Raw genomic sequence first — 15,572 nt, forward strand, 5'->3', positions numbered from 1 at the left:
CAACGAAGCCCCGGCCGACGGGGCCGACTCGGTCAGGATGGGATCCATGACCCCGTCCAACACACGAAACGAACAGAACACACCGAATCCCCCGGCCTCGGTGGTCGCCTCACCCACCCTCTCCGCCACGGAGATCACCACGCCCCGGCTCCGGCTGCGCAAGGCGCACGACGCCGACCGTGCCGGATTCATCGAGCTGCAGACCGATCCCCAGGTCCGGTTACACCTCGGGGGCCCGAGGCCGGTGGCCGCGGTCGAGCAGTACTTCGACACGATGGGCGTCGCGCACGTCACCGACAAGCCCGGCACGTTCGTCATCGCCGACCGGACGACCGACGACCTCGTCGGGACGCTCCTGATCCACCGACGCCCGGCCGCCCTCCCCGGACACGTCACCGAGGAGGGCGGGGAACTGGAACTGACCTACGTCCTGCGCCGCCCCGCCTGGGGCACGGGACTGGCCTTTGAGGCAGCCACCGCCGCGTTGCGCGCCGCCGCCTCCGAACTGCCCGACCAGCCGGTCCTGATCGTGACCCAGACGGCCAACACCCGCTCCCTCGACCTGGCCGCCCGCCTCGGCTTTCGACGCGTGAGCACCTTCGAGGCGTACGAGGCCGAACAGGCCCTCGCGGTGGCCGACCTCCACTCGTTCCTGGCCGGGTGACGGGGCGAGGAGACCGAACGAAGCAGCATCGTCGTCACCGAACGAGTCACGGCCTGTCACCACTGCTCCTTCAGCAGGCTTACCGCCGAGCACCCCGACCTGGCCTGTGAGTTGCCGGATCGGCAACGTCGATCGCGTCGGTGGCCGCCGCGCCGCATGATCCATGGGTACCTGCCGACCGCCCGCGAACCGAGGAGAAGCCGCCCATGCGATCCGAGTCGACCGCCGCACTCCGCCACCGCATCGTCGAGGCCCCGGCCGGGCGCCTGCACTTGGTCGAGCAGGGCCGCGGGCCGTTGATCCTGCTCGTGCACGGCTTCCCCGAGTCCTGGTACTCCTGGCGTTGTCAGCTCCCGGCCCTCGCCGCGGCCGGGTACCGGGCGGTGGCGATGGACGTACGCGGCTACGGCCGCTCCTCCAAGCCCGCGGCGACCGATGCCTACCGCATGCTCGACCTGGTGGACGACACCGTCGCCGTCGTGCGCGCCCTCGGCGAGGACGGCGCGGTGGTCGTCGGCCACGACTGGGGCTCCAACATCGCCGCCGCCTCCGCCCTGATCCACCCCGCAGTCTTTCGCGCGGTCGGCTTGCTGAGCGTCCCGTACGCGCCGCCCGGCGGCCCGCGACCCTCCGAGGTCTTCGGCCGGGTCGGCGGACCCGAACGGGAGTTCTACGTCTCCTACTTCCAACAGCCCGGCCGCGCCGAGGCGGAGATCGAGCCCGATGTCCGGGGCTGGCTCGCGGGCTTCTACGCGGCCCTGTCCGCGGACACCATGCCGGCCGAGGGCGACCCTGACCCGCACTTCCTCGCCCCGGGCGGTCGGATGCGCGACCGCTTTCCCGCCGGACAGCTCCCGGCCTGGTTGAGCGAGGAGGACCTCGACGTCTACGCCGGGGAATTCGAGCGCACCGGTCTGACCGGCGCCCTCAACCGCTACCGCACCATGGACCGCGACTGGGAAGACCTCGCTCCCTACCGCGGAGCCCCGATCACACAGCCCGCCTTGTTCATCGGCGGCGCGCTGGACGCCTCCACCACCTGGATGGCCGACGCCATCGACGCCTTCCCCACCACCCTCCCCGCCCTGTCCGCCTCCCACATCCTGGACGGCTGCGGCCACTGGATCCAGCAGGAACGCCCCGAGGAGGTCAACAGCCTGCTGACCGACTGGCTCGCCACCCTCCAGGGCTGAACCAGGCGGGTCAACCGGGCAGCCCGGCCACGCGCTTCGAGCGGGACGCCGTGTGTCCTGTCCCAGCTGACTGTGGGCATGGGTCCCGCAGCCGCTCCGCCCGGCCGAGGCGGTCGTTCTTGTCAACGGCTGTTCACGGATGCCTCGTTCGAGGCAGTGACCACGCCTGGATCAGTGGAACGTCGCGGCGCCGCGGAGCCTTCCGAGGGCTTGGACCTCGTCAGCCACAGGCCGGTGACCACGGCGGTGGCCACACTGATGGCGCCGGCAGCGAGGAAAGCGCTGTTGAGGCCGGTCTCGAAGGAGGCGCCGCCGGATTGTCGGGTGCGGACGATGCCCCCGAGCACCGCCACGCCGAGCACCGCACCGATCTGCCGGGTGGTGCTGCTGATGCCTGAGGCGAGGCCGCCTTCCTGCGGGCTGACCGCTTGGATGGCCGCGCCTGTCAGTGGGGATATGGCCAGTGCGAAGCCGATGCCGACGAGCCCCAGCCGCCACCACACGTTGCCGTAGCCGGTGTCGGCATGCACAATGCCGAGCGCCAGCAGTCCCAGGCCGGCCAGGGCCAGGCCGGTGGTGACCACGATTCGGAAGCCGTACCGGGCGGCGAGTCGGCCCGCGTACGGGCTGACGATCACCATGGCGAGGGATACCGGCAGGGTCTGCAGGCCGGCGCGCAGGATTGAGCTGCCCTGGACGTACACGAAGAACTGGGAGAAGAAGAACGACGAGCCCATGAGCGCGAACCCCACCACGACCATGGCGGTGTTGGACACGGTGAACAGGCGCTGCCCGAACAGCCGCAGCGGCAGCATCGGGGCGGAACGACGGGCTTCGACGGCGACGAAGGCGGCGAGGAGGATCCCCGCGGCGACGAAGCTGCCCAGGATCATCGGTGAGGTCCAGCCGCGGGTACCCCCCTCGATCAACCCATAGGTCAGTACCCCCACCGCCAGAACGGACAGCACCGTGCCCGGGATGTCGATCGCCGCTGCGCTCGGGTTGCGGGACTCGCCGAGGTAGCGCAGGCCGGCCAGCAGCAGGACCACGCCGATGGGCAGATTGACCAGGAAGATGGCGGGCCAGCCGAAGGCTTGTGTGAGCACGCCGCCGGCCACGGGGCCTGCGGCCAGACCGATTCCGCTGAGTCCGGCCCACAGCCCGATCGCCTTGATTCGTTCCTGCGGCACGGGATGGGCGGCGGCGAGCAGGGCGAGCGAGGCAGGGCTCAGCGCCGCGGCCCCGATGCCTTGCAGCACCCGGCCGGCGACCAGCCAGCCGAGCGAGGGCGCGAGGCCGCACAGCAGCGACGCGGCGGTGAACACCGCCACGCCGGTCAGGTACACCCGCTTGCGGCCGAATCGGTCGGCGAAGACACCGCCCGACAGCAGCAGCATGGCGACCAGCAGTACGTACGCGTCGACGATCCATTGCAGTCCGGTCAGCTGAGTGTGCAGCCGGTGCTGCATATCGGGCAGTGCCGCTCCGACGATCGTGTTGTCGAGCAGGACCATGAATTGGCCTAGGCAGGACACCGTGAGCAGCACGGTCCGGTTCGATCGACTGCCTGCGGTCGCATGCGATGCAGCTATGGGATGCCCCTCAATCGTTGGTTACGCCCGGTCGCGGTCGACGCGGGTGGTGATACACCTGAGCGCTCTAAAGCAGTCAGCGACTGCGTTAGGGCGGCTATAGGGAGGATCGTCTCGCAAACGCAAGTACTGACTGCGTTAAGGTGGTGGCATGAACGAGCGACAGCGAGCCCGGCGGCCCGGCGGGCGCAGCGCCCGCGTCGGCGCGCAGGTGCATCAGGCCGTCACCGGCCTGATCAGTGAGCGCGGCTACGGCAACTTCACCGTCGGCGATGTCGCAGCCCGCGCGGGCGTAGCCGACAGCAGCATCTACCGCAGGTGGGGCGACCTGGAAACCCTGCTCACCGACGTGGCGCTCACCCGCCTCAACGCGCAGTCGCCGATGCCCGACACCGGGAGCCTCGCCGGTGACCTGCGCACCTACGCGGCCCAAGTGGCCCGCGAGATCACCGGACCCGACGGCCCGGCGGTGCTGCACCTGGCCGTCGCCCTGTCGAGCAGCGGTCAGCAGGGGCTGCAAGCCGGCGCCGACCTCCGCGCCGAACGCACCCGGCAACTGCAGTCCATGCTCGATCGCGCCCGCGACCGCGGCGAGCGCGCACTCGACGCGTCCGAGGTGCTGGACCACATCCTGGCCCCGATGTATATCCGCGCCTTGTTCGGCATGGTCCCGCTCACCCCGGACTACATCGACGGGCTGGTCGACCGACTTGTCCGGTCTCGCTCAAGATGAGGCAGCGTGAGTGCCTGACCTGGAGTGCCTCAGTTTGAGCGAGACGGGGCGGATTGGCTGGCTCGCTCAATCCTGTTGGCGCTCTTTGAAATTCCCACCCGCGCTCGCCGTGTTCCTCCAGACCTGCTCATCTCAGGTCCCCGCGCTGGATGGCATGTGGCTGGCTCGGCCTCGACGCCCCCGCTCAGCTCTCCCCGGGCAGCGGGTGTTCCTTGACGAAGTGGCGGAGCTCCGCGGTGAGGCCGACCGGGTTGTCGAACTGGACGAGGGTGCGGGCGTCGGGTATCTCCACGTAGCGGGCGTTCGGCAGCAGCTCCGCGAGACGACGCCCCGTGGCGGGCGGCATCATGCGGTCCTCGGCGCCCCAGGCGACCAGTGCTGGGCGAGTGAAAGAAGGCAGGCTCGCAGCGGCCTTCAGGTAGCAGTCCGGGTCCGCGCTGCGGCAGAACTTGGCGAAGTCGCGCCGGATGTCGCGGCTGCTCAGCAGTGGGCCGTACCAGCGGGCGATCAGCTCCTTCGGGAGCCGCTTCTTCGCCATCCCGCCGAGTGACGTCTGCATGCGAGCCAGGGCCGGGAAGCGGAAGGACTGGAGGAGGAGGAAGAGGCCGCCGGGAATCTTGCTGGCCCGGTGGAGTGTTCTGCCCTGAATGCCCGGTGGGTAGTTGTCCAGGGCCTCGCAGGAGGTGAGGACGAGCCGGGCGATGCGATGGTCTCGTACGCCGACAAGGAGTTGAGCCGTTCCGGTGTCGTTCTGGACGAGGGTGACATCCTGGAGGTCCAGGCAGTCCATGAACTCGGCCAGAAGCGACGCGATGCCGTGCGCGGACAGGTCGGCGTCCGGCTGCATCGGCCGCCGGTGGCTGCCGATCGGGAGTACGGGGACCAGCACACGGAAGTCGGGCCGGAGGTCGGAGACGACCTCGCTCCACACCGACTCGTCGAAGCCGAGGCCGTGAGCCAGGACCACGACGGGGCCGTCACCGCCCGTGTCCTCGTAGTCGATCGTCCCTGCGCTCAACTCGATCTCGGGCATGGCGCTGCCTCCGGCTCGGTCGCACTTTTCTTGATAGATCGTTCTAGTGAGAGATATGGCCCGGGTGCCGAGATCCGTGTGGCCTGCCTGCATGGGGGCAGCGGCGACCAGCAGTGCGGCGAACACGATGGGGGCTGCTGTCTGGTACCCCATCCAGACTTCACCCCCGGCGCTGCTGCCCTGTCGCGCCATCAGAAGGCCGATCAAGGCCGCCAACACCCAGCCACTGTCGTAGGCAATCATGAGCTGCGTGTAGGTGCGCAACGACCGGCTGCGCGTGTATCTGATCTCGATGCCGCCGCCGATCAGCAGGGCCATGCCTGAGACGACCATCAGCCAGGTCGGCGTGCCGAGTAACCGGCCGAGCGGGGCGGCGCCGGCGATGTAGGCAGCGGCGAGCAACACCTTGAAGGCGCCGTCGGCGATGGCGCCCACCGTCTGGCGGGTCACCCGCGGTGCCACGGCCTGGGCCATGAGCGTCCTCCTCAAGGTCGTCCCGACTGGTTCCGTAATGAGATTACGGCAATAATCAAACTATGAGAATGACTAGAGCGGAGGCCAAGGAACGCAACCGCCGCGCCTTGCTGGACGCCGCGTTCCAGGTCGTTTCCCGGGACGGATACCGGGCCAGGCTTGAGGAGATCGCCGAACGCGCCGACCTGACCACCGGCGCCATCTACTCACTGTTCGGGAGCAAGAACGGCCTGGTGGTCGCCCTGGTCGCCGACTACCTGCGGCCGTACTACGAGGAGATCGAGCAGGCGGTTCCCGCTGGGCTTGATCTGCTGGAGGCGGTCGACGCCTTTGCCCGGTACTACCGGCGCAGTTGTGACGCCCCGGACGCGCTGTCTCGCCTGTCGCTCCAGATCACCTTGCTGGACATGGCCCTGCATCACCCAGAGCTGGGAGCCCAGCTCGCCACTTCCATCCGGGCGCAGGAGAACCATCTGGTCGCGCTGTTCACCGGGAGGTCGCACAACGGAAGCGTCGTGACGTCGCAACAGGCACAACGCCTGACCACAGCGCTCAGGGCGCTGTTTGTCGGCCTCGGCCAGGGCGTCCCTCTCGGTCTTGCCCCTGGTGCTGACGAGCAGTACTTCGCCGACGTTGCCCGTGCTCTGGCATCCGGGGTGTCCCTCATCGATCACGACGCGGATCCTTCGTGACGGTCAGTCAGGTGAGGCGTCTTCGGGTTCACCGTCGTGCGTCAGATCTGCGACGACTTCCACCAGGCCGACAAGGCCGTTGCGGAGCCACGGGAGCGTGATGCCTCGGGGGCGGTGGTCCAGGCGGAAGGCTTGCTCGAACTCGATTTGGGTGGTGTCGGTGAGGTGCGCGACTTTGCGTTCGGTCTCCGGTCGCTGTGCGAGGGAGATGAGTAGTTTCGTGAACCTGGCGACTTGGGGGTAGTTGGCGGCCCGGTGGAAGCGCTGCGATCGGATGAGGTCGAAGCGGTCCGGGAGGGTCTTGGAGCCGGGCCGGTAGATGCGTGCGAGCACGGAGTCCCGGTCGCCGCGCACCAGTGCCCGTCGGTCGATCTCTCTCCAGAAGCGCTCGCAGTGGCGGTAGGTGGTTCCCAGAGCGAACGTCCCGTGCCGGCGTTCCAGCCGGTCGAGGAGGCGCTGGGCGCGGACGACTTCTGGAGCGTGGGAGAGGTCGATCTGAACGGCGCGTGCGGGCCGAGCCCAGCAGATGCCGCCCCGTCGAGACCGCCCGAAGCAGCCGGTAAAAGGCGGCCCGCGACGGCATCGCCACCGTCCCGGTGCCGTGCTCGTCCGCCAGCAGACGTTCGACCTGGCGCCGCAGTACCTGCGCGGACACGGTCGCCTCATCGGTCCGACTGCTGACGACCTTCTCGATCGCCGCCACCACTCGCGGATCGGCCCGGCCCGTCCCCGTGGCGGGCTTGACCAGCCGCCTGTCCACCAGCCCCGCCACCCCCTCCCGCTCGAAACGGGTGCGTAGCCGCTGCAGGGTACTCAAGGCCACCTCCTCGCCGGCCTCCAGAAGTTCGGCGAGTTTGGCCAGCTCCCGCTGGCGCACCGAGCGCACGTCCGGGTCGTACTCGGCCCTCACCGGCATGCCGGGATCAGCATCCGGGCGGCCGGTCATCAGCTCGGTCAGGTGCCGCTGCCACCACCTCACCCGCTCCGCCTCCTCCTAGGGCAGGCCATTCAGCACCCCTTCTTCCGGCAGCGGCGGGCGGGACGGACCTGTGCCGAGCACGGCGAATCCCTCGGAGGCCAGCAGATGGCCCAGCAGCACGACGCTCGCGGCCTGGGCATCATCGACCAGCCGCACCGCCGTCCCGTGCAGAGCGACGACGCTGTGCTCACGACCTTCGTAGCGGACCCGGTCACCCAGCGACAGAAGCCGCGGACGTGCTGGCATCGCTCCCCACCTCCCTCGCCGCGACGGGTGCCGGATGCACCACCGTCGCCGCCGACAGCCGCTCGCCGACCAGATCCACGGCCAGCTCCCGGCGCCAGCGCAGATGGAAGAGCACCGGCAGTACGGCGATCGGATCTCCGACCGCCCGGACCCCGGCAAGCAAGCCTTGCGGCTGGGTGAACGCCGCCCGCAGACACTCCGCCACCAGCTCACGCCGTATCCGCGGATGCCGATAGCCCGACAGCCAGCGCAGATTCGCTGCCTGCACTGGATCGATCACCCCGACCCGCTTGTAGCTCCAGCCGACTCGGGCGCAGGCCACTGCCGTAGCCGTGAACTTCGCCGCGTCCTCCGGCTCGACCAGCTCATCCGGACGCACGTCCAGGACCACCGCCCTGCCGTCCCGACGGCGTACGAAATAGTTCGGCGTGTGCCTGATCCGCCGACGCCCGCCGCCGGACCGCCATGACAGCCGAAACGGCTGGGAAGGCACCCCGATCACCTCCGGGTCGGCATCCAGCCGCATCAGGTGGCTCAGCTCCACCCACGACTCGTAACCCACCAATTCGGCGCTGGTCGCAGCCCAGTATCAGCCGGGGAAATGACGCTGCCCCCGGCGCGACGGAAACACCCGAACCTGCCCGACAGCCTCGAAGCAGATAGGCCACACCACCTCAAGCGGCCCACCTTGTGACTCGCCCCGGCTGTCGACGTACTCCAGCCAGAAGTCACCTGCCTCCACCAGCCACCCCCACTCGGCGCGCTGACCAGCCGTAACGACCGTAGAAGGCAGAGCGAATCGCTGCCTCAGGTTGACCGAGACACCGCACCGAATGCCCGAGATTGAGCGAGACGTGTGACCAGATGCCTCACAAAGACCGGGACTGCCTCAACTACACGGAGACGGGACACGACTGCCGTGACCGGCCACGTGGTGTGGCGCACTATTGCAAGCAGGTGCTTGCAATAGTTAGCGGAGTGCTGCACTGTGGAGGCATGGCATCGCTCAACGTCGGCAATCTCGGTGACTATCTGCGCGAGCAGCGGCGCACTGCGCAGCTCTCGTTGCGGCAGCTCGCCGATGCCGCCGGGGTGTCCAATCCGTATCTGAGCCAGATCGAGCGCGGGCTGCGCAAGCCGAGCGCGGAGGTGCTGCAACAGGTCGCCAAGGCGCTGCGGATCTCCGCCGAGACGTTGTACGTCCGGGCCGGCATCCTCGACGCCGAGCGGGACCGGGACGAGGTGGAGACGCGGGCCGTCATCCTCGCCGACCCGACGCTGAACGAGCGGCAGAAGCAGGTGCTGCTGCAGATCTACGAGTCCTTCCGCAAGGAGAACGGGTTCGGGATCGGCGACGGCATCGATGTCCCGAGCGCCGAAGACGGCCCCCGCGGCGCGGGCGTCGTCGGTGTCGTCACCGGTGACGGTGCGGTGAGCGTGAACGGGGATGCTCCCGACGCCGACGTCGGTATCGAGATATCGCCGACCGGGTCGGCCGACGGTGGTCAGCCCGCCCGGCGCCGTAGCCGTAAGACCGCCGGCAAGGGCGCCGGCAAGAGCGACAGCACGAACGACGGTGGTACGACCGCCACCCGCCGGACCCGCAAGAGCACCGGCGGCAGCGACACCGATCCGCAGCAGACGGCCGGCTGAGCCGGACCAGGGCATGGGCCGCCCGCCGCGGATCACACAACCCTCAGCCGAACCCTCAAGCGAGACAGAATCCGGGAGGACCATCACCATGGCCATCACCGACGACCTGCGCAAGACCTTCAGCGACCCGACGCCGCTCTACTTCGCCGCAGGCACCGCCGACCTCGCCCTTCAGCAGGCCAAGAAGGTGCCGGCCCTGGTGGAGCAGCTGCGCTCCGAGGCCCCCGCGCGGATCGAAGCCGTGCGCAACACCGACACCAAGGCGGTCCAGGAGAAGGCGTCCGCCCGGGCCAAGGAGGCCTCCGCCCGCGTCAAGGAGACGCAGGAGACCCTTCAGACCAAGGTCACGGCGTTCATCGGCTCCCTCGACTCCGACTTCAAGAAGCTCGGCAGCAACCTCGACGCGGACCTGAAGAAGTTCGGCGAGAACGCCCAGGACTTCGCGCTGCGCGGCGTCGGCGTGGCCGCCGAGTACGCCGTCAAGGCCCGCGAGACCTACGAGAAGGTCGCCGAGCACGGTGAGCAGGCCGTGCGCACCTGGCGCGGCGAGGCCGCCGACAGCATCGAGGACGTCGCCGAGGGCGTCGAGGAGCTGGCCGTGGCCGTCGAGCCGAAGCCGAAGCCGCAGCCGGTCGAGGTCAAGGAGGAGCCGGCCAAGCCGGCCGCCGCCGCCCCGGCGAAGAAGGCCCCCGCGGCCAAGAAGGCCCCGGTGCGCAAGCCCACCACCGCGAAGAAGACCACCCCGCCCGCGAAGTAGGGCGGCGGAGCGATCACACGGGCCGGGCACCCTGGGGGTGTCCGGCCCGTTGTACGGGTACGGTGACGGCGTAGGACGAGCCGAGTCAGGTGGTGGACGTTGTGCTGATGCAGGGCTTCGCAGGGTTTATGTGGCTTCTGAGCATGGCCCTGATCGTTTTCAGCGGCTTCGCGCTGTTCGACGCGGCGGTGCGCCGGGAGGACGCCTACCGCGCGGCCGACAAGAAGACCAAGCCCTTCTGGCTGATCATCCTCGGGATCGCTTTCGTGGTGAACCTGCTCTTCCCGATCCTGTCGTTCCTGCCGATCATCGGCCTCATCGCGACGATCGTGTACATGGTCGACGTACGGCCCGCGATCCGCGCGCTCCCGGGCGGCGGCCGCAGCAACCGCGGCTCCAGCAGCGACGGCCCGTACGGCCCGTGGAACGGCGGCCGGTAAGAGCCGGCCAAGACTCTCGGCCCAGGCCGCCAGCGGGGGCCGCGCGCTCTCGCCCCCGGCCTTCGGATCTCGCTCCCGGGCCTTCGCCCCCGGGGGCCTTCGGCTTTCGCCGGGGGCTTCGCGGCTTTCGGCTCTCTGTCTCGTTCCGGGCGTTCGGCCCGCCCCCGGCCTCCGGCCGACCTACGGCACCCGGTCCAGCAGCAGTACCGCCACGTCGTCCGTCAGCTCGCCACCGTTGAGCTCGCGCACCTCGTTCACCGCCGCCCGCAGCAGCTGCTCGCCCCGCAGGCCCTCGGCGAACTGGCGGCGGACCATCTCCGTCATGCCGTCCTGGCCGAGCCGCTCCCGGCCCTGGCCGATGTGGCCCTCGATCAGGCCGTCGGTGTAGAGCATCAGGCTCCACTCGGCCCCCAGCTCCACCTGCATCCGCGGCCAGCGGGCGCCGGGCAGCAGCCCGAGGGCCGGTCCGTTGTTGTCGTACGGCAGCAGGCGCGCCGGTTTGCCGGGGCGGGCCAGCAGCGGCGACGGGTGGCCCGCCAGGCAGAGCCCGGCGCGGCGGCCGTCCGGCGCGATGTCCACCGTGCACAGGGTCGCGAAGATCTCGTCGTCGGCCCGCTCGTGCTCCAGCACCTGCTGCAGCGTGCCCAGCAGCTGGTCGCCGCACAGGCCCGCCAGGGTCAGCGCGCGCCACGCGATCCGCAGCTCCACACCGAGGGCGGCCTCGTCCGGGCCGTGGCCGCAGACGTCGCCGATCATGGCGTGCACGGTGCCGTCCGGCGTGCGGACGACGTCGTAGAAGTCACCGCCGAGCAGCGCGCGCGAGCGGCCGGGGCGGTAGCGGGCGGCGAACCGCAGCGGGGAGCCCTCCAGCAGCGGCGTCGGCAGCAGGCCGCGCTCCAGGCGGCGGTTCTCCTGCGCGCGCAGCCGGCCCTCGGCGAGGCGGCGCTCGGCCGACTCGGAGCGCTTGCGCTCCACCGCGTAGCGGATCGCGCGGCTCAGCAGCCTGCCGTCCAGCTCGTCGCGGAAGAGATAGTCCTGGGCGCCCACCCGCACCGCCTCGGCGCCGCGCTCGGCGTCGCCGGACGCGGTCAGCGCCAGGACGGCGTGCCGGGGCGCGAGCTCCAGCACGTGCTTGAGCACGGCGAGCTCGTCCTCGGAGTCCGCGTGGCCCGGCGCGGGCAGCGCCAGGTCCAGCAGGATGCAGTGGACGTCGTCGGTCAGCAGCCGCCCGGCCTCCGTCAGGTTGCGGGCCGTGCGGACGCGGATCGGCTTGCCTGCCTGGTCGAGCATGTCCGGCACGATCGGCGAACCGGCCGGGTCGTCCTCGATCAGCAGCAGCGTCAGGTTGGTGTGGGCGGTGTTGTTCTCCACCTTGTTCGTGGTGTTCCCGGCGGTGTCCGGCGTGCGGCCCACGGGTGAGGCGTCCTTCACGGACTCCTCGGCCGAGCCGCCGCGCGGGGACGCGGCCTGCGCCTGACCACTCTCCACGGCCGGGATCGCTCTCTGCCGCGGTATGGGTACGGGCATCGTCTTGGGTTCCTTCCCTCCCCCCGAGGGCATGGTGGGGCGAGGGACCTCGACCCACCGAGCGGGACCATAGCGGGTGTCGGCGCCGCATTGGAATGGTGTGAGCCACGCCGCCGCGCCACCGGCCCGTGTCATATGCCGCGATATGCCCCGCAGTTGGACAGCTCGGAGATGCTGCGGGGATGACGAACGTCACGTCAGCGCACGGTGTGCAGTGGGCGGAGCGTGCAGTGGGTCACGTGGGCCAGGTCACCGCGGGTGTCCGATATTCGGTGTGCCGCCGTCCGGTCGCCGTCCGCGCTCAGTTGGCGCCGGTGCCGGGGTCCGGGCGGACCACCCCGAGGATGGGCATGGATCCCGCCCCCGCGATCGTCACGGTCCGGCCGGGGCGCGGGGCGTGCACGATCGCCCCGTCGCCGATGTACATCGCGACATGGCTGGCGTCGCCGAAGTAGATGATGAGGTCGCCGGGCCGCATGTCCTGGACGTCGATGTGCCGCAGCTGCTTCCACTGCTCCTGCGAGGTGCGCGGGATGCCGCGACCGGCGGAAATCCAGGCCTGTGACGTCAGCCCCGAGCAGTCGTAGGTCCTCGGGCCCTCGGCGCCCCACTGGTACGGCTTGCCGATCTGGGCCGTGGCGTACTTCACGGCCTTCTTGCCCTGCGCCGAGGCCTTTCCGTTGATCTCGTTCAGGATGCCGGAGTCGAGCCAGGCGGTCTGCGCCTTGTTCGCGGCCTCCTTCTCCAGCTCGGCGAGGCGGTCCTGCTCCTCCTTCTGCAGCGCCGACTCGAGCTTCTCCGCCTGCGCGATCTGCTTCTCGATCTTCTTCTGCGCGGCGGCCTTGGCCTTGCGGCCCGCCTCCAGCTTCTTCAGCTGCGCGGAGGCGTCCTTGGCGTACTGCTCCAAGTCCTCCTGGGTGCGGGTCAGTTCGCCGAGCAGACCCTTGGTCGCGTGGTGACCCTCGCGGACCCGGCCCGCGCCGTCGAGGAAGTCCTGCGGATCGTCGCTCAGCACCAGGTGGGCCTCGGGGGGCAGTCCGCCCCCGCGGTACTGGGCGGCGGCCGCGGCGCCCGCGCGGTCCTTCAGCTTCCTGAGCTTCTCCTGGCCCTTGACGATCTTCTTGGCCAGTTCGACGACCTGGGTGGACTGTTTGTCCGCCTTCTCGTCGGCGGCGTTGTACTCGTCGGTGGCGCGGGCCGCGGCGCGGTAGAGCTTGTCGAGCTTCTTACGGACGGCCTCGAGGTCCTTGGCGGGCGCGAGGGTCTGTCCCGCGCTGGGGGTGGGTGAGGGGGTGGGGTTCGCGAACGCCGTGCCCGGTGCGGCCAGCACCGTGACCGCGCAGACCACGGCCACCGCCGTCGCGATCAGGCCACGCTTGCCCGTTCCCATACCTCAGCCCCCAAACTGATTAACCGTCAGTAACTTGTGGTTCGCCTGGGGATGCTGCCATGTCGTCTCGGAAAGCGACAGGGGTAGTACTTCCCGCCACCCCCTCGGCGGTATGCCCCCGGCAATACGATCTCCCCGTCTGTGTGACGAACGACTCAAAGAGATCGTTCCAACGGGCCCTGACCGGTTCGTCGTCCGGGTCATGTCCGGTTCCTTCGTCCAGGTCCCTGACCGGTCCCGAGAGCTCAGGTGCCCGGAGCCAACGCCTCCCACCGCACCGTCACTTCCCCCTGCCGCCACCGCACCGGCCCGTCCGTCACCGGCCAGTCCGCCGTCAGGTCCCGCACCGCCCGGATCCAGCGCTGGCGGGCGCCGTAGGAGGCGTAGGGCGCGGCGGCGGCCCAAGCGCGGTCGAAGTCGCGCAGGAAGGCGTGCACCGGCTCACCCGGGACGTTGCGGTGGATGAGCGCCTTCGGCAGGCGTTCGGCCAGGTCCGAGGGGCGCTCCAAGGAGCCCAGCCGGGTCGCGAAGGTGACCGTGCGCGGTCCCTCCGGGCCGAGCGCGACCCACACGTGGCGGCGTCCGATCTCGTCGCAGGTCCCCTCGACCAGCAGCCCGCCGCGCGACCCGGTCGCCGGGTCGGCCGGGGCGAGCCGCGTGCACAGCCGCTCCCACACCGCCGCGACCTCGCCCTCGTCGTACTGCCGCAGCACGTTCGCCGCGCGGACGAGCAGGGGCCGCTGGGGAATCGGGATCTCGAAGCCGCCGTGCCGGAAGACGAGCCCCGCCCGTGCGTAGGGCAGGGCCGCCGCGACCCGGGCCGGTTCGATCTCGACGCCCACGACACGCGCGCGTGGCGCGACGGTGCGCAGGCGCTGGAGCAGCTCCACAGCCGTCCAGGGGGCGGCGCCGTACCCGAGGTCCACCGCCACCGGGTCGGCGGCGCGGCGCAGCTCGGCGCCGTGCGTGGCCGCGATCCAGCGGTCCATGCGGCGCAGCCGGTTGGGGTTGGTCGTCCCGCGCGTCACCGTGCCGAAGGGGCGGGTGGCTGCGCGGGGTGTCATGCGTACGAGGTTAAGCGGCCGTCGGCGCTGTCAGGGCGCGAGGTGCCGCCGCCAGTAGGTGGGGCGCCAGTAGTAGAGGGTGGTGAGGTCGCCGGGCATCGGGTCGTGGGACGGACCCTGCTCGAACGGGTCCCGGTCCGGGTCTGCGGGCCGGAAGCCCGGGTCGATCGGCTCGTCGTCCCGTGGTGGCCGTACGTGGCGCCGCATCTCCTCGGTGACCGCGCCGATCCGCCGGAAGTCGGCCTGTGCCTCGATCAGGCTCAGCCCGTGGTTGGGGCCGCCGCCGGACGTGGGGTGGCGGAGCTGGAAGGGGTCCTCCTCCCAGTAGCAGACCGGGCAGATCTCGTAGGCCCACAGCTCGCCGAGGGTCTGGTGGCCGCAGCACGGGCAGGGGAGGAACTCCTCGGGCGGAGGCGGCGGTGCGGGGTGGTGCCGTGGGCCTGTCATGCCGGTGAGGGTAGAGACCCCGGGGGCCTGCCGCCTCGCCTTTTTGCGTGCCTCGGCCGCTACGCCCCGCCCCCGTACGTCCCGAACCCGGGCGCCCCCGCCGACTCGAAGACGTGCACCGACAGACCGCCCGGCGTCGTCCGTTGGCCGGTCAGCCGCAGCCCCGCGGGGGCACCGCCGTCCGGGAAGAGCCGCCGCCCCTGGCCGACCACGACCGGCGCGATCGCCAGCCGGAGCGTGTCGACGAGCCCGGCGGCCAGCAGGGACTGGGCGAGGCGGGCGCTGCCGTGGATCTGGAGCTCCCGCCCGGGCTGCCGCTTCAGCTCGGCGACCTGGGCGGGGACGTCGCCGGACAGGATCGTGGTCGGGCTCCACCCGGCCTCGGCCAAACTGTGGGAGGCGACGTACTTCGGCAGGCTGTTCATGATCCCGGCGAGGGGATGGCCGGTCATCGCCGGCCAGTCCCGGGCGAAGCTCGTGTACGTCCGGCGGCCGAACAGCAGCGCGTCCGCCTCGCCGAGCCAGCTGCCGGCCAGCCGTTCGAACTCCTCGTCCAGATACGGAACGAACCAGCCGCCCCGCTCGAAGCCGTCACTGGTGTCCTCGTCCGGGGCGCCCGGCCCCTGGGAGACACCGTCGAGCGACAGAAACTCCTGCACCACCAGTTTCATCACGCGCCACCCTCTTC

16 protein-coding genes and 2 pseudogenes are annotated in these 15,572 nt (G+C 70.4%); 7 read left to right on the top strand and 11 right to left on the bottom strand.

All coding sequences use genetic code 11. The features are described 5' to 3' along the window. Positions 1–46: 46 nt before the first annotated feature. Together IE153_RS19275 and IE153_RS19280 are read left to right on the top strand one after the other, a co-directional pair. Positions 47–664 (top strand): GNAT family N-acetyltransferase, encoded by a 618-nt coding sequence (locus IE153_RS19275; RefSeq protein ID WP_189590916.1) that lies wholly within the window; start codon positions 47–49, stop codon positions 662–664. A gap of 206 nt (positions 665–870) precedes the next feature. Continuing rightward, positions 871–1,857, top strand: coding sequence for an alpha/beta fold hydrolase (locus tag IE153_RS19280; protein ID WP_189590917.1), 987 nt, complete (start codon positions 871–873; stop codon positions 1,855–1,857). Positions 1,858–1,979: 122 nt separating this feature from the next. On the opposite strand, the gene IE153_RS19285 is transcribed toward IE153_RS19280, so the two are convergent. Beyond that, positions 1,980–3,449 (bottom strand): MFS transporter, encoded by a 1,470-nt coding sequence (locus tag IE153_RS19285; protein WP_229829069.1) that lies wholly within the window; start codon positions 3,447–3,449, stop codon positions 1,980–1,982. A 151-nt stretch (positions 3,450–3,600) separates the two neighbouring features. On the opposite strand from IE153_RS19285, the gene IE153_RS19290 reads away from it, so the two are divergent. Beyond that, positions 3,601–4,182 (top strand): TetR/AcrR family transcriptional regulator, encoded by a 582-nt coding sequence (locus tag IE153_RS19290; RefSeq protein ID WP_189590918.1) that lies wholly within the window; start codon positions 3,601–3,603, stop codon positions 4,180–4,182. A gap of 184 nt (positions 4,183–4,366) precedes the next feature. Here the strand turns inward: IE153_RS19290 and IE153_RS19295 are convergent, their stop codons facing one another. Together IE153_RS19295 and IE153_RS41665 are read right to left on the bottom strand one after the other, a co-directional pair. Then, positions 4,367–5,308, bottom strand: coding sequence for an alpha/beta fold hydrolase (locus tag IE153_RS19295; protein WP_308432196.1), 942 nt, complete (start codon positions 5,306–5,308; stop codon positions 4,367–4,369). Beyond that, positions 5,309–5,689 (bottom strand): annotated as a pseudogene (locus tag IE153_RS41665) (hypothetical protein); the annotation flags it as partial. A gap of 68 nt (positions 5,690–5,757) precedes the next feature. Here IE153_RS41665 and IE153_RS19300 point away from each other — a divergent pair. After that, positions 5,758–6,381: a TetR/AcrR family transcriptional regulator gene (locus IE153_RS19300; protein WP_189590919.1), complete on the top strand. Its 624-nt coding sequence runs from the start codon at positions 5,758–5,760 to the stop codon at positions 6,379–6,381. Positions 6,382–6,384: 3 nt separating this feature from the next. Here IE153_RS19300 and IE153_RS19305 read toward each other — a convergent pair whose 3' ends face one another. The 3 genes and pseudogenes from IE153_RS19305 to IE153_RS19315 all read right to left on the bottom strand — a co-directional run. After that, on the bottom strand, positions 6,385–6,714 hold the full coding sequence (locus IE153_RS19305) for a hypothetical protein (RefSeq protein ID WP_189591287.1): 330 nt from the start codon (positions 6,712–6,714) through the stop codon (positions 6,385–6,387). 661 nt (positions 6,715–7,375) lie between these two features. Further along, positions 7,376–7,606 carry a hypothetical protein gene (locus IE153_RS41670; RefSeq protein ID WP_229829057.1) on the bottom strand — a complete coding sequence of 77 codons (231 nt, stop codon included), beginning with the start codon at positions 7,604–7,606 and terminating at the stop codon, positions 7,376–7,378. Next, positions 7,572–8,183, bottom strand: a pseudogene (locus IE153_RS19315) (TnsA-like heteromeric transposase endonuclease subunit); the annotation flags it as partial. The gene IE153_RS41670 and the pseudogene IE153_RS19315, both read right to left, overlap by 35 nt. Before the next feature lie 419 nt (positions 8,184–8,602). Between IE153_RS19315 and IE153_RS19320 the strand changes: the two are divergent. The 3 genes from IE153_RS19320 to IE153_RS19330 all read left to right on the top strand — a co-directional run bounded on the left by IE153_RS19320 (position 8,603) and on the right by IE153_RS19330 (position 10,456). Further along, positions 8,603–9,259, top strand: a complete 657-nt coding sequence (locus IE153_RS19320; protein ID WP_189590920.1) for a helix-turn-helix domain-containing protein — start codon at positions 8,603–8,605, stop codon at positions 9,257–9,259. An 88-nt stretch (positions 9,260–9,347) separates the two neighbouring features. Then, positions 9,348–10,016, top strand: a complete 669-nt coding sequence (locus IE153_RS19325) for a hypothetical protein (RefSeq protein ID WP_189590922.1) — start codon at positions 9,348–9,350, stop codon at positions 10,014–10,016. 107 nt (positions 10,017–10,123) lie between these two features. Then, complete coding sequence (locus tag IE153_RS19330; protein WP_179879122.1) at positions 10,124–10,456, top strand: DUF2516 family protein; 333 nt, start codon at positions 10,124–10,126, stop codon at positions 10,454–10,456. Between the two features lie 180 nt (positions 10,457–10,636). Here the strand turns inward: IE153_RS19330 and IE153_RS19335 are convergent, their stop codons facing one another. The 5 genes from IE153_RS19335 to IE153_RS19355 form a co-directional block, all read right to left on the bottom strand. After that, positions 10,637–11,983, bottom strand: a complete 1,347-nt coding sequence (locus IE153_RS19335; RefSeq protein WP_189590924.1) for a PP2C family protein-serine/threonine phosphatase — start codon at positions 11,981–11,983, stop codon at positions 10,637–10,639. A gap of 301 nt (positions 11,984–12,284) precedes the next feature. Then, a complete protein-coding gene (locus IE153_RS19340) occupies positions 12,285–13,373 on the bottom strand; it encodes a C40 family peptidase (protein ID WP_189590926.1) in 1,089 nt (362 codons plus the stop codon). Between the two features lie 245 nt (positions 13,374–13,618). Next, entirely contained in the window at positions 13,619–14,437 is an 819-nt protein-coding gene (locus IE153_RS19345; protein ID WP_189590928.1) for a class I SAM-dependent methyltransferase, read from the bottom strand. A gap of 30 nt (positions 14,438–14,467) precedes the next feature. Beyond that, positions 14,468–14,884 carry a CPCC family cysteine-rich protein gene (locus IE153_RS19350; protein WP_189590929.1) on the bottom strand — a complete coding sequence of 139 codons (417 nt, stop codon included), beginning with the start codon at positions 14,882–14,884 and terminating at the stop codon, positions 14,468–14,470. Positions 14,885–14,943: 59 nt separating this feature from the next. Further along, positions 14,944–15,555: a dihydrofolate reductase family protein gene (locus IE153_RS19355; protein WP_189590931.1), complete on the bottom strand. Its 612-nt coding sequence runs from the start codon at positions 15,553–15,555 to the stop codon at positions 14,944–14,946. Positions 15,556–15,572: the final 17 nt, after the last annotated feature.

The organism is Streptomyces massasporeus, from assembly GCF_014648995.1.
GTDB lineage: Bacteria > Actinomycetota > Actinomycetes > Streptomycetales > Streptomycetaceae > Streptomyces > Streptomyces massasporeus.